Origin of the sequence: Streptomyces sp. NPDC092045 (genome assembly GCF_044756005.1) — a bacterium.
GTDB lineage: Bacteria > Actinomycetota > Actinomycetes > Streptomycetales > Streptomycetaceae > Streptomyces.
In genome coordinates, this window is the sequence record NZ_JBIVSC010000008.1 from 1 (window position 1) to 20983 (window position 20983).

Here is a 20983-nt window from a genome sequence, read left to right on the forward strand (position 1 = left end):
TCAGGCACAAGATCATCCGACACCCGAACCACTGTGCCGTCACCCAACCCGACTGCCAAGCCCCTACGCCGAACTCATTCTGAAACGATCAGTTACAGGATGTCGCGCACGGCCGGGTCGTAGGCCGCCCCGATCCGGTACGGACCCGTGGAACGGCGCGCGCACCGGCCACGCACCCCCACCGCATCGCGGCCCACCACGTCACAGGCCACCGCCACCGGCCCGGTTCAGGCGGAGACGGAGAGCAGGTCCACCACGAAGACGAGGGTCGAGTGGGCCGGGATCAGGGACGAGGGCGACTGCTTGCCGTAGCCGAGGCGCGGGGGGACGACGATCTCGCGCCGGCCGCCGGCCCTCATCCCCCTGATCCCCCGGTCCAGGCCCTTGATGGCCCGGCCGCCGCCCACCGCGAACTTGAACGGCTCGTCGCGGCCCCAGGAGGAGTCGAACTCCTTCCCGGAGGCGAAGGCGACGCCGACGTAGTGGATCCGCACCACCCTGCCCGGCTTCGCCTCGTCCCCGTCCCCGACGACGAGGTCCCGGGTCGTCAGCTCGGCGGGGGCGTCGCCCTCCGGGGGGACGACCTCGGGCTTCGTCGGTCCGCTCGTCGCGGTCTCTTCGCTCTCCACCGGGTGCACGCTACCCGGGCGCTCGCACGAGGGCGGTGACCAGCAGGGCGAAGGCGGCGACGATGACGGCGACGCGGGCGTGGTGGTGGCCGCCCCAGCACCTCCCCTGCTCCTTCCGGCCGGCGGGCCGGTTCTCGGGGGTCCGCGTCTCGCTGCGGTTGTCGATCGGGACGAGCAGCAGGACCGACGTTCTGACGGCGCCCCGCTCCGAAGCACGGAAGAGGGCCGAAACCCCTTACGGGTCCCGGCCCTCTTCCGGCTCTTCCCGGGCCCTTCCGGGCCGTTTCGAGCTCTCTTCGAGAAATACGCGCGCGCCTACTTCGCGGCGACCTCTTCCAGGCAGAGGACGAACTTGTCCGAGTTCAGCTGCTGGGCGAGCGCCGACAGCTCCTCGCCGCACTTGTTCACGTCGAAGGTGTCGTCGATGACCTTGACGACCTTGAAGAGGTCGGCCTTGCCGGAGGAGCAGTCGACGGTGTCGACCTTCGGGTCGTTGTCCGGGCCCGTGACCGTGACGCACTCGCCGGCCTCGGCGTGCACCGGGGCTTCGCCGGTGAGGTGCGGGAGGCCCAGCTTCACGGCTATCGCGACGACGATCGCGACGACGACACCGCCGATCTTCTTGAGGATCGCGGAACCCTTCTTCGCGGGGGCGGGCTGCTGCTCGGGGGCAGGCTGCTGCTCGGGGGAGAAGGGCGCGGGCGGCGTCGTCATGAGGGATTCCTTGAAGGTATGGACATGATCAGACGCGAACGTTACATGTATCAAAAACGGCAAAAAGGATCACGAAGATCCACTTGCCGATCATTTGCCGAGTCGTGATCCTGCCGTCCCGTCAAGGACGCCGTTCCGTTGCCGGCGGTCCCCTCCGAGGACGCCGTCCCGTCGCCGGAGGCCCCCGTCAGGGGCGCGGGCCCATCATCCGCTGGTGGTCCAACGCCCTGCGCAGCTCCGCCGGAAGCGGGTGGTACGGGCCGTACGCGCGCTCCGCGTCGAACAGCAGCCGCTGGAGCTGGTCCCGGCCGGCCGCGTGCTCGCCCGCCGCCAGGAGCAGCAGCCCGATCCGCTGCCGGATGTCGAACGCCCGGGCGGGCTCCCGCTCGTAGTACGGCAGGACCGCCCGGAACTCCGCGAGCGCGTCCGCCGTCTCCCCCAACTGCTCCAGGCACAGCGCCGCGTCGTAGCGGAACTGGAGGGTCCCCGGGTCCGCCGGGCCCGCCTCCGCCTGGCGGTCCGCCGCGAGGCGGCGCAGCTCCGGCAGCGCGCGCCGGTACTGGCCGTCGTCCATCAGCGTCGACGCGTACTGCTTGCGCAGGATGCGGACGACCGGCGACCGCTCCCCGTGCTCGGCCTCGGCCGCGGGCAGGATCCCGCCGAGGACGTCCACCGCCTGGGTCAGCGAGCCCTCCGCGAGCAGCCGCTTGACCTCGTCCACGGCGGCGGCGACGTCCGGCCGCGCGAACGGACCGGGCTGCGCGTACACCCGGGGGTCGGCCTGCGGGACCGGCGTCGGGGCCGGGGCGTGGCGGGGCACGGGCGGGACCGGGACCTGGGGGGTCGGGACCGGGCGCACCGGGCCCGCCGGCGTCCGCGCGCGGTCCGGCCAGGGCGCGTGCGGGCGCAGGAACGGCCGGGTCGGGTCCATCGGGCCCGCCGGGGCACCGCGCGCGGGCAGCAGCGGCAGCAGGTGCTCGTACACCTCGTGCGCGCCGTCCGGCCGGTCCCGCGGGTCCTTGGCGAGCAGCCGGAGCACCAGCGCCTCCAGCGGCTCGGGCACCTCGGTGCGCAGCTGCCGGAGCGGGACGGGCGGCTCGTACAGGTGGCGGTGCAGCACGCCGAGCGCGGTCGAGCCGGCGAACGGCACGTTCCCGCTGAGGAGTTCGTGGAGCAGGACGCCGAGCGCGTACAGGTCGGTGGCCGGGCCGACGGCGCCGCCCATGGCCTGCTCCGGCGCCATGTACGCCGGGCTGCCGATGGGCGAGCCGGTGTGCGTGAGCCGGGTGGTGTCGGTGTCCAGGACGGAGGCCACGCCGAGGTCGAGGACGGTCAGCGTCCCGTCCGGGCGGATCATCACGTTCCGCGGCTTGAGGTCGCGGTGCACGATCGGCACCGCGTGCACGGCGGCGAGCACCGCGCAGAGCTGCGCCGCCACGGACACCGCCCACTCCCACGGGTACGGGGTGTGCTCGGCGAGGTGGTCGGCGAGGTCCGCGCCGTCCACGTACTGCATGACGAGGTACAGGTCCTCGCCCTCGCTGCCCGCGTCGTGCACGGTCACCAGGCCGGGGTGGGTCACGCGCGCGGTGACCCGGCACTCGCGCACGAAGCGGCGGCGCAGCTCGTCGGCGGAGGAGGCCTGGCCGTTCATGCCGGCCGGCCGCAGCAGCTTCACCGCGACCCGGCGGTCGAGGCGTCCGTCGTACGCCGTCCAGACCTGGCCCATGCCGCCCTGGCCGACGACGGTGGCGAGCTCGTAACGCCCGCCGACGACCCGCCCGTTCACCGGCCGCCTTCGCCCGGCCGGGGCTCCCCGGTCTCCTTGCGCAGCAGGTGGCTCAGCTCGTCGAGCTCGGCGCGGACCTGGTCGATGCGGTGGCCGGGCGGCTGGGGCACGGGGGCGGCGGGACCGGGCACGACGGGCGCCGGGCCGACGGGGGTGTGCGTGACGGGGTTGGCGTACGGGTTCGGCCGCACGTCCGCGCGCGGGAGGGTGGCGGCGCCGTTGCCGTACGTGTACCCCACCGGGCCGTACGCGGGCGCGGTGCGGAGGCGCTCCGCGTGCCGGATCTCCCCGAACAGGTAGTACGTGATCGAGCCCGCCACCAGACCCACCATCACTCCGACCGCGACGAAGGACTCCCCGGTGCCGGTCTCCTTGTCGCCGGTGGCCGCCGCGTACGAGAACAGGGCGGCCGATCCCGCGAACAGCACGCCGCACACCACCCAGTCGCGTGCCCTGCGGGTGACGCACGCGAGCCGGATCAGCGGCGCCCAGGACAGGAAGCCGCAGCTCAGCAGCGCGAGGAGGCAGAAGAGGGCGAGCAGGGCGATCCGTCCGCCGGAGAGGGTGCTCTTCGGCGGCTGCGGAACCTGCGGGACCTGCGTGGGGCCGTACATCCTGCTGCTCCTGCTCGGACGGATCTGGGGTGCGGAGACGAGCGTATACACCCCTGCGGACAACGGTTCCGGGATACCAGGAACCGTTGTCGAAGAGATGAGGAGGAGCGGGGAGCGGAGGGGCCGTCAGGGAGCCACGGAACCGTCCGCCAGGCCGTCGTACAGGCCCTGTACGAGCTGGTCGCCGAGGCGGGAGGTCAGGCGCAGGGACTCCTCGAAGGCGGCGAGGGCGCGGAACCGCTCGCCGAAGCGGTGCTGCTCGGCCAGGGGCAGGCGCGGCAGCTGGAGGCGGCGGACGTCGAGGCGGGTCGCGGTGGAGGCGTAGCTGCTGGCCTGCCGGGTGTTGGCGGTGGCGCGGAGGAAACCGGCCAGGAACCAGGGGTCGAGGGCCGCCGGGTCGGGGCGCAGGAGCTGGAGGTTGCGGCCGAGGGCGGCGCCCTCGGCGGTGGCGTCGACGACCCGGACGGCCGCCCCGCCGCCGAGGACCGGGACGACGACGTCCCCGGCGGCCAGCAGGACCGGCTCCTCGGGCGGGCCGTCGGGCAGCGTGCCGGAGGGCGGCTGGGCGGCCAGGACGTCGTGGTCGGTGAGGACGGCGACCGGGGCGGCGGCCGGGGCCGTGCCCGCGCCGCCCGCGCGCAGCACCAGGGCTCCGGCGCGGGCCAGTTCGCCGACGGTCGTGGTGGGCCTGCCGGTCGCGGCGGCGGGCGGGTCGGCGACGGGCGGCGGGGTCAGTTCGCGGGTGCGGCGCAGGGTCTCCGTCAGGCGCTCGCGCACCCCGGCGAGCTGGGCCGCGCCCTCGGCGGCGGCCGGGGGCGGCAGGTGGCGGGCGGGCGCGAGGTCGACGTCGTCGTCGAGGAGTTCGATCACGGGGACGGAGCGGCTCGTGCCCGGGGTCCCGGCGAGGGCCCCGTCCCGGTCGAAGGGCGCCCAGGCGTCCAGTACGGCGGTGTGGACGGCCGGCCAGTCGAGCCGGTCGCGGCCCTCCCGGCCCGGTCCGGCGTGCTCGGACGCGGTGTCCACGAGGAGGAGTTCGGCGGGGGGCCGGCCGCCCGGGACGGGCTTGCGCAGCACCCAGAGGTGGAGCGGGATGCCGTACGGGGGCGCGGCGCCGGCCGGGAGGGCGACGACCGCGCGCAGGGCGCCCCGGCGGAGCAGGTCGGCGCGGATGCGGCGGCCGGAGCGGCGGGAGGCGGCGGCGGGCGGCATGAGGAGGACGGCGGTGCCGCCGGGGCGGAGACGGGCCAGGGCGTGCTGCACCCAGGCGAGTTCGGACTCCGTGCGGGCCGGGAAGCCGTACTCCCAGCGCGGGTCGTAGGCCAGTTCCTCGTGGCCCCAGTTGCGCTCGTTGAACGGCGGGTGGCAGAGGACGGCGTCCGCCGCGAGCGCCGGGAAGGTGTCGGCGCGCAGGCTGTCCCCGGACCTGATCCGGATGTCGGCGTCGGCCGCGAGGGCCAGGCGCAGGGCGGTGAGCGCGGCGAGGTCGGGGTCGGCGTCCTGGCCGCAGAGGGCGCCGGGGCGCTCGACCGCGCCGAGCAGGCCGCCGGTGCCGCAGGCCGGGTCGAGGACGGTGAGCGGGGCGGCGCCCTCGCCGGCGGGCGCGGGGGCCGCGAGCGCCGCCATGAGGGCGGCGGGGCCGGGCGGGGTCAGCGTGTACTGGCGCGGGTTGGCGTCGAGGTGGCGCCCGAGCAGGAACTCGAAGGCCTGGCGCGCGCCGGTGTCGGCCGCGAGTTCGGCAGCCCCGCGCAGCAGGGGCAGGGAGACGGCGAGCGCGCCCGAGGTGGGGGTGAGGACGGCCCGCCCGGGGCCGAGGCGCTCGGTCAGCGTCTCCTCCAGGGCGACCGGCAGCACTTCCCCGAGCCGGTCGTCCGGGAGCGCGGCGAGCGAGGGCCAGGCCGCCGACCGGTCCCGTACGAGGAGGAGGGCGCAGCCCGCGTGGACGAGGGCGGCGACGGCACCGGCCGGATGGCCCGCGACCTGCTGCCAGACGCGCTCCCGGAGCGGGACCTCGGCCAGTTTGCCCTGGGCGCGGAGCCACTCCTCGACCTCGGCGAGGGCGAAGGACGGGCTGGTCTCCGTGCCGCCGACGGATTTGGGGAAGTCGGCGTGGCGACGGCGCCAGTTGCTGACGGCGGCCCGGCCGACCCCGGCGAGCCGGGCGATCCCGGCGGCGGTCACCTCGGCGGCGGCCTCGGCGGGGGCGGCCCCCGCGGGTGCCTCCGCCTCCGCCGCACCCGTCCGCGCCGACCCTGCTTCCGCCGCGCCCGTCTCCGCCGCACGCGCGTCCGCTGCGTTCTCCGGCACCTGACCCATCTCCCCTGGCTGGCGCTGACAACTCTCGTGTGACGCCCATCCTACTGACGACCCACGGCGCGAGCACTTCACAGTGTGGCCTGATCTGTTTTCCGTGAACCATGTTGACTCGGTTCACAGGCTCTGCTGTGATTGACCCATCGCACCAGACATCCTCAATGTCCGGGAGGACACACCCATGTCGTACGACACCCAGGTCCCGCCCGCCGCCCCACACCGGGCCATGCGCAACGGCCTCGGCACCGCGGCCCTGATCCTCGGCATCATCGGCACGCTCTCCGGCCTCGTGCCGTTCTTCTTCTGGCTGGCGGGCATCCTGGGCCTGATCGCCCTGATCCTCGGGCTCGTCGGCAAGGGCCGGACGAAGCGCGGCGAGGCGAACAACAAGGGAGTGGCGCTCACCGGCGCGATCCTCGGCCTCGTCGCCCTGATCCTCTCGGTCGTCGGCGCGGTCATCACGTTCACGGCGGTCAGCGACGCGGTCGACGAGATCGACAAGGCCATCAAGGACTCCGCTCCCAAGGACCCGGCGGCCAAGAACCTGGCGGACGGCGACACCTCGGTCTACGACGACGACCTCAAGGTCACGGTCTCGGACCCGAAGGCGTACAAGCCGAGCGAGTTCGCGGCCGGCCACACCGAGGGCAACAAGGCGTACCAGGTCACCGTGGTCATCGAGAACGGCGGCAAGAAGAAGTTCGACGCCACCCTCGTCACGCTGACCGGCCGCGCCGGGACGAACGGCGTCGCGGCCGAGCAGATCTTCGACGAGAAGGTCGGCACGGGCTTCCAGGGCGCCGTCCTGCCCGGCAAGAAGGCCACCCTCACCGTCGCCTTCGACACCCCCAAGGACGCCAAGAACCTGACGGTCGAGGTGAACCCGGGCTTCGACTACAACGCCTCGCAGTGGGAGCTGAAGCTCGGCTGACCCGGCCGCGACCGGCCGCCCGCGAGGACCGGGGCCCTTCGGGGCCCCGCCCCGGCCCGCCCCCGGACCCCGCTCCCGCATACCCTCCCCCGTACACACACCCCTCTTCCGGAGAAGAACCCCATGCGCGCCCCCGCCCCCGCCTCCTCCCGCCCCCGTGCCGGCCGCACCGCCGCCGCCGCGCTCCTGTGCGCCGCCGTCGCGGCCGGCGCCGCCGCCTGCGGCCCGTCCCCGGCGGAAGCGAAGCCCGCGGGGCCCTACGCGGAGCTGACCGGGTCGCAGATCGTCGACAAGGCGTTCGCGGCGACGGCGACGGCGAAGTCCCTGACCGTGGACGTCGACCTGACGTCCGAGGGCGAGCGGACGAGGTCCTACGTCTCCTTCGACGGCACCGGGAAGTGCACCGGCACGGTGACCACGGGCACGGCCGCCACGACCGAACTGATCAGGGCCGACCGGAAGAACGTGTACCTACGCTTCGACGAGGCCGCCCTGAACGAGGAGTCCGAGGGCGAGTCGCCGGAGGTGCGGGAGGCCATGCTCAAGGCCCTCAGGGGCCGCTGGGTCGAACTGCCGGCCTCCGACCCCGACGCGAAGGACGCCGTGGAGCTGTGCGACCCGGAGAAGCTCCTCGGCGGGTTGGAACAGGGGGCGAGCGGGATCGAGCGGGGCGCGGAGACCACCGTCGGCGGGCAGAAGGCGCTCGCGCTGACGGAGCCGGACGGCGATGCGACCAGGACCGTGTACGTGGCCACGGAGGGCACGCCGTACGTCCTCAGGATCGTCACGAAGGGCGGCGACGAGCCGGGGACGATCACCTTCAGCCAGTACGGGAAGCCGGTCACGGCGAAGGCCCCGGCACCGAAGGACATCGCGGACCTGGACTGAGCCCCGGGGGGCGGAGCCGGACCGGGTGCCGGGGGATCGGGGGATCCCGGGCCCGGGGGGGGCCGGGTTTCAGGAGGGGGAGAGCGTGAGGAGGGCCGTCGCAGGGGAGCGGCCCTCCTCACGCGTGCGCGTGGCGGCGCGGGTGTGCGGTGGCACGGGCGGCCACGCGGACAAGCGACCACGCGGGCGCGTCACACGCGGTGCCGGACCCACACGTTCGGCTCGACGTAGACCGCGTAGCCGCGCGCGGCCTCGCAGTGGACCGGGACGAGCGCGCCCTCGACCTCGACCGGGCCGTCCGTGTCGAAGGGCAGGCCGGTCCACTTCCGCCACTGCTCGACGGAGCCGGGGACGGTCATCGACGCCGGGGCCACCGCCTCGATCGTGCCGCCCGCGCGCACGTGGACGCGGAGCCACGGGTCGTGCGGCAGGCCGTCGGACTCGCGGGTGCGGAAGGCGTACGCGTGGATGGACGTCCCGGCCTCCCGGTGCTTGCCGTTGGGGCGGACCGGGGCGACCAGTTCGGAGAAGCCGCGCGCGGCCGTGTTCTCCCGCAGGGCGGACAGCATCCGGTGCGAGACGCCCTGTCCCAGGTGGTCCCGGTCGACCGTGATCTCGATCGCGCTGACCGTGTCGGGCTCCCGGCCCTGCTTCAGGTCGGAGAAGGCCCAGAGCAGCACCTCGTCCCAGCCCCGGTCGGGCAGCGCGCGGCGGCCGTCCAGGTCCATCCGGAAGGGGACGCTGAAGCCGCGCGCGACGAACTTCCCGTCGGCGTCGGTGGCGACGAGCACGTACTCCGGGAGCTGCCGCACGATCTGGCCCATGTTCGCCCAGCCCACCGGGTCGTGCATCATGAACTCGGGCCAGAGGTGGCGCATGTCCCACATCGGCCCTTCCAGCTCGGGGCGTTCGGCGAGGGTCGATATGTTCAGGTCCATGGCCGCAGACTAAAGATCGTTCCGGCGGTGGCCAACCGTTTTTCCTCCGGTTCCCCGCAGGCCTTCCCGCCGGACCGCCCCCCTACGGGAGCTTCTGCTGCGGGCACTCCTTCAGGATGCGCTTCATCGCGTCCCGCTCCCCCTCCGTCGCCCACACCCCGTACTTCTTCTTCACCGCGACCTGCCGGGCCACGTAGGTGCAGCGGTACGCGCCGTTCGGCGGCAGCCAGGTCGCGGCGTCGCCGTCGGACTTGCGGCGGTTGGTGGCGGCGTCGACGGCGAGGAGGTTGAGCGGGTCGTTGGCGAAGCGGCGCCGGGTCTCCGCGTTCCACTGCTGCGCCCCCTTCTGCCAGGCGTCGGAGAGCGCCACGACGTGGTCGATGTCGACCTTGCTGCGGCCCCGGACGTAGGTGACGGTGGTGCCGGTGTACGGGTCGTCGGTGAGGGTGCCGGAGGCGACCTTGCAGTGGCCGTCCGTGTAGCGGACCCCGGTGAGGTCCCGCTTGAGGATGTCGTCGCGGGTGCCGCAGCCGTTCCTGTCGACGTCCGCCCAGGCCTGGCCGAACTCCTCCCGGTCGTAACCGGTCTTCGGGGCACGGCCCTTGACGGTGAGGGTGTCCACGGCGGCGAGGGCCGAGCCGGCCGCGGCGGGCCGTCCCTCCCTACCCCCGCCGGGCACGGGGGAGCAGGCGGCGGTGGCGAGGGCCACGACGGCGAGGGCCGAGGCGGCGAGGGTCCTTCGGTACGTCGGCACCATGAAATCCTAGGTCGGGCGGCGAGGAGGCCCTTCGGCCCCGGGGCGAACGGATTCCCCCCGCACCGGCCCGTCACACCTGCCCGGACCCGGCACGCCCCGGCCGCTCACACCTTGCCGATGCCCAGCGTGTTCTCGGCGGGCAGCAGGCCGGAGCCGATCACGGCGAGCCAGGGGCCGCCGAGCAGGTCGGCGAGCCGGCCGGTGTCCTCGGCGCCGAGGGCGGCCCAGGGCGCGGCGGCCAGTTCGTCCGTGTGCCGCTCGACCCCGGCCCGCAGGGCCCGTCCGGCGTCGGTGGCCGCGCCGTCCGCGCCCACGAGCCCCCGGGCGGCGAGCCGGTCCCGGGCGGCGGACCACTCGGCGGCGGACCAGCCCCGGCTCGCGAAGACGGGCTCGGGCGCGGCGCCGACCGCCGCGAAGGAGACGAGCGACTCGACCGGGTCGAGCCCGGCGGCCAGGAGGGCGGCGAGGTGGCCGTCGCCCCGGTGCTCGCGCAGGACCGTGGCGGCCTGCCAGAGGACGAGGTGCGGGGCGTCGGGCCAGGGCAGTTCGGCGTTGGCGGCGGCGAGCGGGCGGCCGGCGGGTCCGGCCGCCTCCGCCGCCCGGCGGGCCAGCGCGGCGGCCTCGGCGAGGACGGGGTCCGCGACCGCGTCCGCGCCGAGGACGGCCCGGTAGGCGCGGTCGACGGCCCGGAGCCGGGCGGCGAGCACGTCGGCGGGGCCGACGGTCGCCCAGACGGCGGGGACGTACCGGGCGACCGTCTCCGGACTGAAGCCGTAGAAGGCGGAGGCCACCCGGACCGGACCGGCGGCGCCGAGCGGCGCGGCCCGCCAGGCGAAGTAGGAGGGCCAGCGCTCGCCGGTGTCGTAGCCGAGGGCGGCGGCCTCCTCGAAGGCCTCGGGGGCGTAGTAGAGCAGGGCGTGCAGCGGTTCGAGCAGGTGCCACATCCGGCGTGCGCGTCCGGGTTCCACGGCGTTCTCCCTCACGGTCGCCCGTCCCATGTCTTGTCACTGACAAGATTGCGCCCCGTCCGCGAACTTGTCAATGACTAGACGAGGGCTAGGCTGGTCCCATGACGACCCGGAGCACCTATCACCACGGCGACCTGCGGCGGGCCGTCCTCGCCGCCGCCCTCGACGTCATCGCCGCCGAGGGTCCCGGCGCGCTGAGCCTGCGGGACCTCGCCCGCCGCGCGGGCGTCTCGCACGCCGCGCCCGCCCACCACTTCAAGGACCGCACCGGGCTCCTGACCGCCGTCGCCGCCGAGGGCCACGACCTCCTCGCCCGGGCCCTGGCCGGCACGCCCGAACTGAGCGAGCGGGGCGTGCGGTACGTGCGGTTCGCGGTGGAGCACCCGGCCCACTTCCAGGTCATGTTCCGGCCGGAGCTGCTGCGCGCCGACGACCCGGACCTGCGCGCCGCCAAGGAGCGCGCCTCCGCCGAACTCCGCGCGGGCGTCGCGGAACTGGACGAGGTCCCCGACGCGCGCGAGGCCGGCATCGCCGCCTGGTCGCTCGCCCACGGCTTCGCGACGCTGCTCCTCACCCGCAACGTGACGGACGCGCTGGGCGGCCGGGACCCGGAGGAGTACTTCCGCTCGCTCACGGGCCTGCTCTTCACGCGGCGGGGGTAGGGGCGGTCCCGGAGGACCGCCCCCGCCTCACGACCCCAGGATCGTCGTCAGGAACTCGCCCGTCCACGCGAGGAGTTCGCGGCCCACCACCGGCTTGCCGCCGATCTTGCCCGTCGTCGGGCGCGGCACCAGGATCTGGTGGACGGCCGGCTTGATCACCGTGCGCGGGTGCAGGCGCTTGAGGCGCAGCTCCTGGGACTCGCGCAGCTCCACCGGGGCGAAGCGGATGTTCGGCCCCTGGAGGACGATCTCGCCGACCCCGCAGGCACGGGCCAGCATCCGCAGGCCCGCCACCAGGAGCAGGTTCTCCACCGGCTCGGGCAGCTTGCCGTAGCGGTCGGTCAGCTCCTCCCGCACGGCCCTGATGTCCTCCTCCGAGTTCGCCGAGGCGATGGCCCGGTAGGCCTGGAGGCGCAGCCGCTCGCCCGGCGCGTAGTCGTGCGGCACGTGCGCGTCGACCGGCAGCTCGATCTTGACCTCCAGGGGCGGCTCCTCCTCCGCCCCGCCGTCGAGCGACGCCCGGTAGTCCGCGACCGCCTCGCCGACCATCCGCACGTACAGGTCGAAGCCGACGCCCGCGATGTGGCCGGACTGCTCGCCGCCGAGCAGGTTGCCCGCGCCCCGGATCTCCAGGTCCTTCATGGCCACGTACATGCCCGCGCCCATCTCGGTGTGCTGGGCGATCGTCGCGAGCCGCTCGTGCGCGGTCTCCGTCAGCGGCTTCTCCGGCGGGTACAGGAAGTACGCGTAGCCCCGCTCGCGGCCACGGCCGACCCGGCCCCGGAGCTGGTGGAGCTGCGACAACCCGAAGTTGTCGCCGCGCTCGACGATGAGGGTGTTGGCGTTGGAGATGTCGATGCCGGACTCCACGATCGTGGTCGACACCAGCACGTCGAACTTCTTCTCCCAGAAGTCGACCACGACCTGCTCCAGGGCCTGCTCCGACATCTGGCCGTGGGCGGTCGCGACCCGCGCCTCGGGCACGATCTCGCGCAGCCGCGCCGCCGCCCGGTCGATGGAGTCGACCCGGTTGTGGATGTAGAAGACCTGGCCCTCGCGCAGGAGTTCGCGCCGGATCGCGGCGCCGATCTGCTTCTCCTCGTACGGGCCGACGAAGGTGAGGACCGGGTGGCGCTCCTCCGGCGGGGTGGTGATCGTGGACATCTCGCGGATGCCGGTGACCGCCATCTCCAGGGTGCGGGGGATGGGGGTGGCGGACATGGTGAGGACGTCGACGTTGGCCCGGAGCTTCTTCAGCTGCTCCTTGTGCTCGACGCCGAAGCGCTGCTCCTCGTCGACGACGACCAGGCCCAGGTCCTTGAACTTCGTCTCGGAGGAGAAGAGGCGGTGGGTGCCGATGACGATGTCCACCGAGCCGTCCCGCAGCCCCTCCAGGGTCGCCTTCGACTCGCTCTCCGACTGGAAGCGGGACAGCGCCCGCACCTTCACCGGGAACTGCGAGTACCGCTCGGAGAAGGTCCCGAAGTGCTGCTGCACGAGCAGCGTCGTCGGGACGAGGACCGCGACCTGCTTGCCGTCCTGGACCGCCTTGAAGGCCGCCCGGACCGCGATCTCCGTCTTGCCGTAGCCGACGTCGCCGCAGATCAGGCGGTCCATGGGAACGGTCTTCTCCATGTCCTCCTTCACCTCGGCGATGGTGGACAGCTGGTCGGGCGTCTCCGCGTACGGGAAGGCGTCCTCCAGCTCGCGCTGCCAGGGGGTGTCCGGGGCGAAGGCGTGGCCGGGGGCCGCCATCCGCGCCGAGTACAGCTTGATCAGGTCGGCCGCGATCTCCTTGACGGCCTTCTTGGCGCGCGCCTTCGTCTTCGTCCAGTCCGCGCCGCCGAGCCGGTGCAGGGTCGGCGCCTCGCCGCCCACGTACTTGGTGACCTGCTCCAGCTGGTCGGTCGGGATGTAGAGCCGGTCCCCGGGCTGGCCGCGCTTCGCGGGCGCGTACTCCACGAGCAGGTACTCGCGGGTGGCGCCCTGCACGGTCCGCTGGACCATCTCGACGTACCGGCCGACGCCGTGCTGCTCGTGCACGATGTAGTCGCCGACCTCCAGGGTCAGCGGGTCGATCGTCTTGCGCCGCTTGGCGGGCATCCGCTGCCCGTCCTTGCCGGCCGCCTTCTGCCCGGACAGGTCGGTCTCGGTGAGGACGGCCAGCCTCAGGCCGGGGTCGACGAAGCCGTGGTCGATGGAGCCGCAGGCCACGTGGACGACCGAGGGCGTGATCCCGGTCAGGTCGGAGTCGAGGCGGGCGGCGATGCCCTCGCCGCCGAGGACCTCGACCGTGCGGGACGCGGGGCCGTGGGCCTCGGTCACGTAGACCGTGCGCCAGCCGTCGGCCAGCCAGCCCTTGGTGTCGGCGAGCGCGCGGGCGGTGTCGCCCCGGTAGGACTCGGGGGCGCGCATGCCGAGGGCGAGGGTGTCGCCGTCGGCGTCGGCCGCGTCCGCCGCGAACGGCGACACCGACCACCAGGGCATGCCGAGCTCGCGGGCCCGGTCGCGGACGTCCGCGATGCCCCACAGGGAGGCGGCGCCGACGTCGATCGGGGCCTCGCCGCCGCCGGCGGTCGCCGCCCAGGACGCCTGGAGGAACTCCTGGCTGGTGGCGACCAGGTCCGCCGCCCGGGTCCGCACCCGCTCGGGGTCGCAGACCACGGCCATGGAGCCCTCGGGCAGCACGTCGAGCAGCAGCTCCATGTCGTCGACGAGGACCGGCGCGAGGGACTCCATGCCCTCGACCGCGATCCCCTCCGCGATCTTGTTCAGCAGCTCGCCCAGCTCGGGGTGCTCCTCGGCGAGGGCCGCCGCCCGCTCCCGCACGGAGTCGGTGAGCAGCAGCTCGCGGCAGGGCGGCGCCCACAGGCCGTGCTCGGCGACCTCCAGGGACCGCTGGTCGGCCACCTTGAAGTAGCGGATCTCCTCGACGTCGTCGCCCCAGAACTCGATCCGGAGCGGGTGCTCCTCGGTGGGCGGGAAGACGTCCAGGATGCCGCCGCGCACGGCGAACTCGCCGCGCTTCTCGACCAGCTCCACCCGGGAGTACGCGGCGGCGGCCAGGCCCTCCACGACCTCGTTCAGATCGGCCGTCTGCCCGGACCGCAGCGCCACCGGCTCCAGGTCGCCCAGCCCCTTGACCTGCGGCTGGAGCACCGAGCGGACGGGCGCGACGACCACGCCGACCGGCCCAGCCGCCGGGTCGTCGTCCCTCGGGTGCGCGAGGCGGCGCAGCACGGCGAGGCGGCGGCCGACGGTGTCGGAGCGGGGCGAGAGCCGCTCGTGCGGCAGGGTCTCCCAGGAGGGGTACTCGGCGACCGTGTCGGGGTCGAGGAGCGAGCGCAGCGCGGCGGCCAGGTCCTCGGCCTCCCGGCCGGTCGCGGTCACCGCGAGCACCGGCCGGCCCGAGTCCCGGGCGAGCGCGGCCACGGCGAAGGGGCGTGCGGCGGCCGGCCCGACCAGGTCCACGTGGGGCCGGTTCCCGTCGGCGGCGGCCTTCACCGCCTCGGCGAGGGCGGCGTCCTTGACGACGGCGTCGAGCAGACCGTGCAGGCTCATGGGGCTTTTCCATCCCGGAACTGGAGGGCGGACAACGCGAACGGCCCGACACGTCGTACGGGCCGGGTGGTCCCGGACGCGTTCGGCCCGGGCGTCCCCAGCCTACGACGTGCCACTGTCACTCGCCCGAAGGAAGGGGGCCGCTCGGGAGGGCGAAGCGGCTGGCTCGCCCGCGGCTTGTACGCCTAAAATTAGTCCATCGCTTAGTCCACCCTTGCTCCACCTAGCTGTGAGAGGCCGCGATGGAAGCATCCCGGCAGTACAACGTCCACGAGGCGAAGACCCACTTCTCCAAGATCCTGGAGGCGGTCGCGACCGGCCAGGAGGTGATCATCAGCAAGTCCGGGGAACCGGTCGCGAAGGTGATCCCGCTCCGGGGGAAGGTCCGGCGCACCGCCCGGGGGTCCCTCACCGCGCCGGTCGTCCTCCACGACGACTTCGACGACATGTCCGACGACCCCGGCTTCGCCGAGGCCTTCGGACTCGGCCCGGAAGGCACCACGGAGTGAAGCTGCTGGTCGACACGCACGTCGTCATCTGGTGGCTGCTCGACTCCCCGCAGCTCTCCGACGACGTCAAGGACCTGCTCGACACGGAGGAGCACGCGTACGTCAGTGCCGTCACCCCGTGGGAGCTCTCCGTCAAGCAGGCCCTCGGCAGGCTCGACGGACCGGCCGAACTGCCGGAACTGGCCCGCGACTGCCAGCTCAAGCCGCTCCCGATCACCGGTGCGCACGGCATCCGCGCCGGACGGCTCCCGCCCCACCACCGCGACCCCTTCGACCGGATACTGATCGCCCAGGCGCAGACCGAGGGGCTCACCCTCGTCACCCGGGACAAGCATATCCCCCGGTACGACGTGCCCGTGCTCACGGTCTGAGCCCTCCGAGCAGCCGTACGGCCCCGGCGCGCACGCACCGGGGCCGTACCTTCCTTCGTGCGGACCGCTACTCGCTCGCGATCGCGTTCAGGACGTTCATCCGCCCCGCCCGGAACGCCGGGACCAGGGCCGCGAAGAGGCCCACGAAGGCCGAGGCGACGAAGACGGTGAGGATCGTCGGCCAGGGGATGTCCAGGGTGCCGAGGCCCTCCAGGGCCAGGAGCTTCTGGGCGGCGGTGCCCCAGCCCATGCCCAGGCCGAGGCCGAGGAGCGCGCCGAAGAGGGCGATGACCACCGACTCCAGGCGGATCATGCGGCGCAGCTGGCGGCGGGAGAGGCCGATGGCCCGCATGAGGCCGATCTCGCGGGTCCGCTCGACGACCGACAGGGCCAGGGTGTTCACGACGCCGAGGACCGCGACGACGATCGCCAGGGCGAGGAGCCCGTACACGATGTTGAGCAGCTGTCCGACCTGGTCCTGGAGCTCCTTCTTGTAGTCGGCCTGGTTGCTGACCTTGTACTGCGGGTAGGGCGCGAGCGCGTCCTTGAGGGCCTGGTAGGCCTGCGTCTCCTGGCCCTCCTTCGCGCTGGCGAGGAGCAGCAGGCTGTGCGGCACCCGGTCGGCCGGCAGGTACCGGGCGGCGGTGGTGACGTCGGTGTACATCGCCCCCTTGTCGACGTTCCCCTGGTCGGAGGTGATCGCCGCGACCTTCAGCTTCGCCGTCTTCCCGCCCTTGAAGGCGACGGTCAGGACGTCGCCGACCTTCACGCCGTGCGCGGTGGCGTAGTCGCTGCCGACGGACATGGCGTCCGGCCCGTAGGCGTCGGCGAGCCGCCCGGCGGTGGTCTCCCGGCGCAGGTCCCGCATGTACGTCGCGTCGGTGGCGGCCAGGCCCTCCTCGGCCTTCTTGCCGCGCGGGTCGGTGACGGTGACGTCGATCCACTTGTACTCGGTGACGTGGTCGATGCCCGGGGCCTTCTCCAGGGCGGCCTGCGCCTGCGGCACGATCGGCTGCCCGGTGCCGGACTGCACGATGAAGTCGGCGCCGACGGAGCGGTCCAGCTCCTCGGTGGCGGAGGCCACCATGGAGGAGCCGACCACCGACAGGCAGGCGACGAGCGCCAGGCCGATCATGAGGGCGGCGCCGGTGGCCCCGGTGCGGCGCGGGTTGCGCAGGGCGTTGCGCTCGGCCATCCGGCCGACGGGCCCGAAGACCCGCAGGACGACGACGCCGAGGGCGCGGACGACGACGCCGGCGAGCAGCGGGCCGACGACGACGAAGCCGAGCAGGGAGAGGACGACGCCGAGGCCGAGCCAGGCGGAGCCGGGGGCGGCCTCCTCGGCGCGGGCGGCGGCCACGAGGGCGGCGGCCCCGGCGGCCGTGAGGGCGAGGCCGATCCCGCCCCGGATCCGGCCGGCCCTGCCGTCGGCGGGCGTGCCCGCGTCGCGCAGGGCGGCCATCGGGGAGATCTTCCCGGCGCGGCGGGCCGGGACGTAGGCGGCGAGGACGGTGACGACGACGCCGAGGACGACGCCGACGACCGGGGTCGTCCACTTCACGGTGAGGTCGCCGGTGGAGAGCTCCATGCCCACGGCGGACATCAGCTTCATCAGGCCGACGGCGAGGCCGACGCCCGCCGCGACGCCGGCGGCCGAGCCGACCAGGCCGAGGAGCAGCGCCTCGACCAGGACGGAGCGGTTGACCTGCCTGCGGCTCGACCCGATGGCCCGCATGAGGCCGATCTCGCGGGTGCGCTGGGCGACCAGCATGGAGAAGGTGTTGACGATGAGGAAGATGCCGACGAGGAAGGCGATCCCGGCGAAGCCGAGCATCGCGTACTTCATGACGTCGAGGAATCCGGCGAGCTCCTCGCGGCCCGCGTCGGCGGCCTCGGCGGCCGTCTGGAGCTTGTAGCCGTCGCCGACGGCGGCGGCGATGCCCGCCTTGAGGGCCTCGTCGCTCACGCCGGGCGCGGCGTCGGCCGTGATCTGGGTGAACAGGCCTTCCTTGCCGAGCAGTTCGCGCTGGGCGGTGGCGGTCTCGAAGTAGACGAGGGTGGCGCCGGGGTTGGTGACCTTGAACTCGGCGATGCCGGAGATCTTCGCGGTGAAGTCGCCGGTGACGGAGATGGTCCGCAGCTCGTCGCCGAGCTTCAGGCCGTGCTTCTCGGCGGTGGCGGCGTCCACGACGACGTCGGTGGGGCCGCGCGGCTCGTGGCCGGAGGCGATCTCCACCGAACGCAGCTCGTTCGGCGTCCAGTTGACGGCGATCGTCGGGGCGCCGCCGGTCGGGCCGACGTTCTTGTTCCTCGCGTCCACGACGGTGACGCTCAGGGAGGCGACCGCGCCCTGCACGTTCCGGGCGCCCTCCGCCCGCGCGACCTCGTCCACGAGCGCGGCGGGGAGGGTCTCGGGCCGGCCGGTCTGCGGAGTCTCGTCGTCGGTCGCGCCCTCGGGGCTGACGGTGACGTCGGAGGCGGTGGTGGCGAAGAGCTTGTCGAACGTCGTGTTCATCGTGTCCGTGAAGACCAGGGTCCCGGAGACGAACGCGACGGAGAGCAGGACGGCGACGGCGGAGAGCGCCATCCGGCCCTTGTGCGCGAGGAAGTTGCGCAGGGAGGTCTTGAGGACGCTCATGAGGTCCGCCCGCGCGCGTCGAAGTCCTTCATCCGGTCGAGGACGGCCTCGGCGGTGGGCCGCTCCATCTCGTCGACGATCTTCCCGTCGGCGAGGTAGAGGACGCGGTCGGCGTAGGAGGCGGCGACCGGGTCGTGGGTGACCATGACGATGGTCTGGCCCAGCTCGTCCACCGAGGTGCGCAGGAAGCCGAGGACCTCGGCGCCGGCCCGCGAGTCGAGGTTTCCGGTCGGCTCGTCGCCGAAGATGATCTCGGGGCGGGCGGCGAGCGCGCGGGCCACGGCCACGCGCTGCTGCTGGCCGCCGGAGAGCTCGTTCGGCCGGTGCCTGAGCCGCTCGGACAGCCCGACGGTGTCGACCACCCGGCGCAGCCAGTCGGCGTCCGGCTTGCGGCCCGCGATGTCCATCGGGAGCGTGATGTTCTCGATCGCGCTCAGGGTCGGCAGCAGGTTGAACGCCTGGAAGATGAAGCCGATCCGGTCCCGGCGCAGTTGGGTCAGCTTCTTGTCCTTGAGGCCGGTGATCTCGGTCTCGTCCAGGAAGATCTGCCCGCTGGTGACGGTGTCGAGCCCGGCGAGGCAGTGCATCAGGGTGGACTTGCCGGAGCCCGAGGGCCCCATGATCGCGGTGAACCGGCCGCGGGCGATGTCCACGTCGACGGAGTCGAGGGCGACGACCCGGGTCTCCCCCGAGCCGTACGCCTTGACGACCTGGCGCGCCCGCGCGGCGACGGCCGTAGCCCCTCCGGTTCCCCCGGGCCTGGGGGTGGTCACAGCCGTGGTCACGGTTTTCTCCTCGGGTCGGAGCGGTGATGGGTTTGTAGGTTCAAGTTAAGGATTCGAAGAGGGAGTTCTCCTCCTCCGCCGGTACGAACGGCCCCTGGGCCGTATGGGGGAGGGGCCCCTAAGGGTTCCTCCATCCGCGGTCCGAGTGGCACGCTGTCCCCCGGGAATTTAGGTGTACGAAGAAAGGAAGGACGTACGGTGACCGAGCCGTCGACGACACGGACCGGAACCGGCCCGTCCTCCGTCCCCGCACCCGCACGCCGGAGGCCCGTCGTCGCCGCGCTCATGCTCGGGATGGGGCTCGCCGCGATCGACGGCACGATCGTGTCCACGGCCGTCCCGCAGATCGTCGGCGACCTCGGCGGACTCGCCGTCTTCTCCTGGCTGTTCTCCGGCTACCTGCTCGCCGTCACCGTCACCCTGCCGGTGTACGGGAAGCTCAGCGACACCTTCGGCCGCAAGCCGGTCCTGATCGCCGGGGTCGTCCTCTTCCTCGTCGGCTCCCTGCTGTGCGCCGCCGCCTGGAACATGGCGTCCCTGATCGCCTTCCGGGTCGTCCAGGGCCTCGGCGGCGGCGCGCTCCAGGGCACGGTCCAGACGATCGCCGCCGACCTGTACCCGCTGAAGGAACGCCCGAAGATCCAGGCGAAGCTGTCCTCCGTCTGGGCCGCCTCCGCGGTCGCGGGCCCGGCGGCCGGCGGCCTCCTCGCGGGATACGCGGACTGGCGCTGGATCTTCCTGATCAACGTGCCGGTCGGCCTGGTGGCACTGTGGCTGATCTGCCGGTACCTGGTGGAACCGGGACGGCCGACGGGGGCGGGGGCGGGCGCGGGCGTGCGGCCGGGGTCCGGGTCTGGGGCTGGGTCTGGGTCTGGGGCTGGGTCTGGGTCTGGGTCTGGGTCTGGGGCTGGGTCTGGGTCCGGGTCTGGGTCTGGGTCTGGGTCCGGGTCTGGGTCTGGGTCCGGGTCTGGGTCGAGGAGAACAGAGACACGCGCGCGCGTGCGGATCGACTGGGCGGGCGCGCTCTGCGTCTTCGCGACCGGCGCCCTGCTCCTGACCGCCCTCGTCCAGGGCGGCGTGGCCTGGCCCTGGCTCTCGACGCCCTCCCTCGGGCTCCTCGGCGGGGCCGCCGTCCTGGGCGCCGTGACCGTCCTCGTGGAGCGGCGCGCCGCCGAACCGATCATCCCCGGCTGGGTCTGGCGCCGCCGCACGATCGCCGCCGTCAACCTCGCGCTCGGGGCCCTCGGCCTGCTCATGGTCGCCCCGACCGTCTTCCTGCCCACGTACGCCCAGTCCGTCCTGGGGCTCGGCCCGATCGCGGCCGGCTTCGTCCTGTCGGTGATGACCCTGAGCTGGCCCGTCAGCGCGGCGCTCTCGAACCGGGTCTACGCCCGCATCGGCTTCCGGCTCACCGCCGTCCTCGGCATCTCGGGCGCGCTGCTCGTCCTGCTCGCCTTCCCGCTGCTGCCGTTCCCCGGGGAGCCCTGGCAGCCGGCGCTCCTGATGCTGCTCCTCGGCGCGGCCCTCGGCCTCTTCCAACTGCCGCTGATCGTCGGCGTCCAGTCGACCGTCCCGTACGAGGAGCGGGGCACGACCACCGCGTCCGTCCTCTTCTGCCGCCAGGTCGGCCAGAGCGTCGGCGCGGCCGTCTTCGGCGCCGTCGCGAACGGCGTCCTGTCCGCCCGGCTCGGCGCGGACGGCGACCTGGACACCCTGGCGCGCGCCCTGGACTCCCCCGATTCCCTGCCGCCCGCGACGACGGACCTCCTGCGCCGCGCGGTCGACGCGGCGGTGGACTACGTCTACCTGGGCGCGGCGGGAGCGGCGGCCCTGGCCCTCCTGGTCCTGCTGTTTCTCGCGCCCCGCCGCTTCCCGGTCCTGGGGGAGGAGAAGCAGCCCTAGGGGGCGCCCGCGGGACG

The 20983-nt window shown here is 73.7% G+C and carries 17 protein-coding genes and 1 pseudogene; 6 read left to right on the forward strand and 12 right to left on the reverse strand.

Going from position 1 to position 20983, the window contains the following annotated elements; all coding sequences use genetic code 11:
* Positions 1–227 precede the first annotated feature (227 nt).
* The 6 genes and pseudogenes from ACIQKA_RS20320 to ACIQKA_RS20345 form a co-directional block, all read right to left on the reverse strand.
* A complete protein-coding gene (locus ACIQKA_RS20320) occupies positions 228–629 on the reverse strand; it encodes an FKBP-type peptidyl-prolyl cis-trans isomerase (protein ID WP_383152369.1) in 402 nt (133 codons plus the stop codon).
* Positions 630–639: 10 nt separating this feature from the next.
* A pseudogene (locus tag ACIQKA_RS20325) lies at positions 640–828 on the reverse strand (DUF1772 domain-containing protein); the annotation flags it as partial.
* 116 nt (positions 829–944) lie between these two features.
* Positions 945–1343, reverse strand: coding sequence for a hypothetical protein (locus ACIQKA_RS20330; RefSeq protein ID WP_383152370.1), 399 nt, complete (start codon positions 1341–1343; stop codon positions 945–947).
* A gap of 187 nt (positions 1344–1530) precedes the next feature.
* Entirely contained in the window at positions 1531–3132 is a 1602-nt protein-coding gene (locus ACIQKA_RS20335) for a protein kinase (protein WP_402541834.1), read from the reverse strand.
* Positions 3129–3746 carry a hypothetical protein gene (locus ACIQKA_RS20340; protein ID WP_390110388.1) on the reverse strand — a complete coding sequence of 206 codons (618 nt, stop codon included), beginning with the start codon at positions 3744–3746 and terminating at the stop codon, positions 3129–3131. Before ACIQKA_RS20340 ends, ACIQKA_RS20335 begins: the two co-directional genes overlap by 4 nt.
* 126 nt (positions 3747–3872) lie before the next feature.
* The gene (locus ACIQKA_RS20345; RefSeq protein WP_402541958.1) at positions 3873–5924 is read right to left on the reverse strand and encodes an N-6 DNA methylase; all 2052 of its coding nucleotides are present in this window, start codon (positions 5922–5924) and stop codon (positions 3873–3875) included.
* Between the two features lie 313 nt (positions 5925–6237).
* Between ACIQKA_RS20345 and ACIQKA_RS20350 the strand changes: the two genes are divergently transcribed.
* A complete protein-coding gene (locus ACIQKA_RS20350) occupies positions 6238–6987 on the forward strand; it encodes a DUF4190 domain-containing protein (protein WP_383152373.1) in 750 nt (249 codons plus the stop codon).
* Between the two features lie 123 nt (positions 6988–7110).
* On the forward strand, positions 7111–7875 hold the full coding sequence (locus tag ACIQKA_RS20355; RefSeq protein ID WP_390110386.1) for a hypothetical protein: 765 nt from the start codon (positions 7111–7113) through the stop codon (positions 7873–7875).
* A 191-nt stretch (positions 7876–8066) separates the two neighbouring features.
* Here ACIQKA_RS20355 and ACIQKA_RS20360 read toward each other — a convergent pair whose 3' ends face one another.
* From ACIQKA_RS20360 to ACIQKA_RS20370, 3 genes are all read right to left on the reverse strand, one after another.
* Positions 8067–8813, reverse strand: coding sequence for an N-acetyltransferase (locus ACIQKA_RS20360; protein WP_383152375.1), 747 nt, complete (start codon positions 8811–8813; stop codon positions 8067–8069).
* An 82-nt stretch (positions 8814–8895) separates the two neighbouring features.
* Positions 8896–9567 (reverse strand): HNH endonuclease family protein, encoded by a 672-nt coding sequence (locus ACIQKA_RS20365; RefSeq protein WP_402541837.1) that lies wholly within the window; start codon positions 9565–9567, stop codon positions 8896–8898.
* 107 nt (positions 9568–9674) lie between these two features.
* The gene (locus ACIQKA_RS20370) at positions 9675–10568 is read right to left on the reverse strand and encodes a hypothetical protein (protein WP_402541839.1); all 894 of its coding nucleotides are present in this window, start codon (positions 10566–10568) and stop codon (positions 9675–9677) included.
* A gap of 71 nt (positions 10569–10639) precedes the next feature.
* Between ACIQKA_RS20370 and ACIQKA_RS20375 the strand changes: the two genes are divergently transcribed.
* Positions 10640–11200, forward strand: a complete 561-nt coding sequence (locus ACIQKA_RS20375; RefSeq protein WP_383152378.1) for a TetR/AcrR family transcriptional regulator — start codon at positions 10640–10642, stop codon at positions 11198–11200.
* A gap of 27 nt (positions 11201–11227) precedes the next feature.
* On the opposite strand, the gene mfd is transcribed toward ACIQKA_RS20375, so the two are convergent.
* On the reverse strand, positions 11228–14761 hold the full coding sequence (mfd, locus tag ACIQKA_RS20380; RefSeq protein ID WP_383443425.1) for a transcription-repair coupling factor: 3534 nt from the start codon (positions 14759–14761) through the stop codon (positions 11228–11230).
* Between the two features lie 242 nt (positions 14762–15003).
* On the opposite strand from mfd, the gene ACIQKA_RS20385 reads away from it, so the two are divergent.
* Positions 15004–15270, forward strand: a complete 267-nt coding sequence (locus ACIQKA_RS20385) for a type II toxin-antitoxin system Phd/YefM family antitoxin (RefSeq protein ID WP_383152380.1) — start codon at positions 15004–15006, stop codon at positions 15268–15270.
* On the forward strand, positions 15267–15641 hold the full coding sequence (locus ACIQKA_RS20390; protein ID WP_383152381.1) for a type II toxin-antitoxin system VapC family toxin: 375 nt from the start codon (positions 15267–15269) through the stop codon (positions 15639–15641). The genes ACIQKA_RS20385 and ACIQKA_RS20390 overlap by 4 nt, the downstream gene beginning before the upstream one ends.
* Positions 15642–15708: 67 nt before the next feature.
* Here the strand turns inward: ACIQKA_RS20390 and ACIQKA_RS20395 are convergent, their stop codons facing one another.
* Both ACIQKA_RS20395 and ACIQKA_RS20400 read right to left on the reverse strand, forming a co-directional pair.
* Positions 15709–18279: an ABC transporter permease gene (locus ACIQKA_RS20395; protein ID WP_402541842.1), complete on the reverse strand. Its 2571-nt coding sequence runs from the start codon at positions 18277–18279 to the stop codon at positions 15709–15711.
* Positions 18276–19064 carry an ABC transporter ATP-binding protein gene (locus ACIQKA_RS20400; protein ID WP_383152383.1) on the reverse strand — a complete coding sequence of 263 codons (789 nt, stop codon included), beginning with the start codon at positions 19062–19064 and terminating at the stop codon, positions 18276–18278. Before ACIQKA_RS20400 ends, ACIQKA_RS20395 begins: the two co-directional genes overlap by 4 nt.
* Positions 19065–19349: 285 nt before the next feature.
* Here ACIQKA_RS20400 and ACIQKA_RS20405 point away from each other — a divergent pair, with 285 nt between their 5' ends.
* On the forward strand, positions 19350–20966 hold the full coding sequence (locus ACIQKA_RS20405) for an MFS transporter (protein ID WP_402541959.1): 1617 nt from the start codon (positions 19350–19352) through the stop codon (positions 20964–20966).
* The last annotated feature ends 17 nt before the right edge of the window (positions 20967–20983 follow it).

What these genes read in the sequence shown, in the direction of transcription:
- ACIQKA_RS20350 (WP_383152373.1), top strand. Translation starts at nt 6,238, where the DNA reads ATGTCGTACGACACCCAGGTCCCGCCCGCCGCCCCACACCGGGCCATG.
- ACIQKA_RS20370 (WP_402541839.1), bottom strand. Translation starts at nt 10,568, where the DNA reads ATGGGACGGGCGACCGTGAGGGAGAACGCCGTGGAACCCGGACGCGCA.
- ACIQKA_RS20340 (WP_390110388.1), bottom strand. Translation starts at nt 3,746, where the DNA reads ATGTACGGCCCCACGCAGGTCCCGCAGGTTCCGCAGCCGCCGAAGAGC.
- ACIQKA_RS20385 (WP_383152380.1), top strand. Translation starts at nt 15,004, where the DNA reads ATGGAAGCATCCCGGCAGTACAACGTCCACGAGGCGAAGACCCACTTC.
- ACIQKA_RS20375 (WP_383152378.1), top strand. Translation starts at nt 10,640, where the DNA reads ATGACGACCCGGAGCACCTATCACCACGGCGACCTGCGGCGGGCCGTC.
- ACIQKA_RS20330 (WP_383152370.1), bottom strand. Translation starts at nt 1,343, where the DNA reads ATGACGACGCCGCCCGCGCCCTTCTCCCCCGAGCAGCAGCCTGCCCCC.
- ACIQKA_RS20395 (WP_402541842.1), bottom strand. Translation starts at nt 18,279, where the DNA reads ATGAGCGTCCTCAAGACCTCCCTGCGCAACTTCCTCGCGCACAAGGGC.
- ACIQKA_RS20355 (WP_390110386.1), top strand. Translation starts at nt 7,111, where the DNA reads ATGCGCGCCCCCGCCCCCGCCTCCTCCCGCCCCCGTGCCGGCCGCACC.
- ACIQKA_RS20360 (WP_383152375.1), bottom strand. Translation starts at nt 8,813, where the DNA reads ATGGACCTGAACATATCGACCCTCGCCGAACGCCCCGAGCTGGAAGGG.
- mfd (WP_383443425.1), bottom strand. Translation starts at nt 14,761, where the DNA reads ATGAGCCTGCACGGTCTGCTCGACGCCGTCGTCAAGGACGCCGCCCTC.
- ACIQKA_RS20405 (WP_402541959.1), top strand. Translation starts at nt 19,350, where the DNA reads ATGCTCGGGATGGGGCTCGCCGCGATCGACGGCACGATCGTGTCCACG.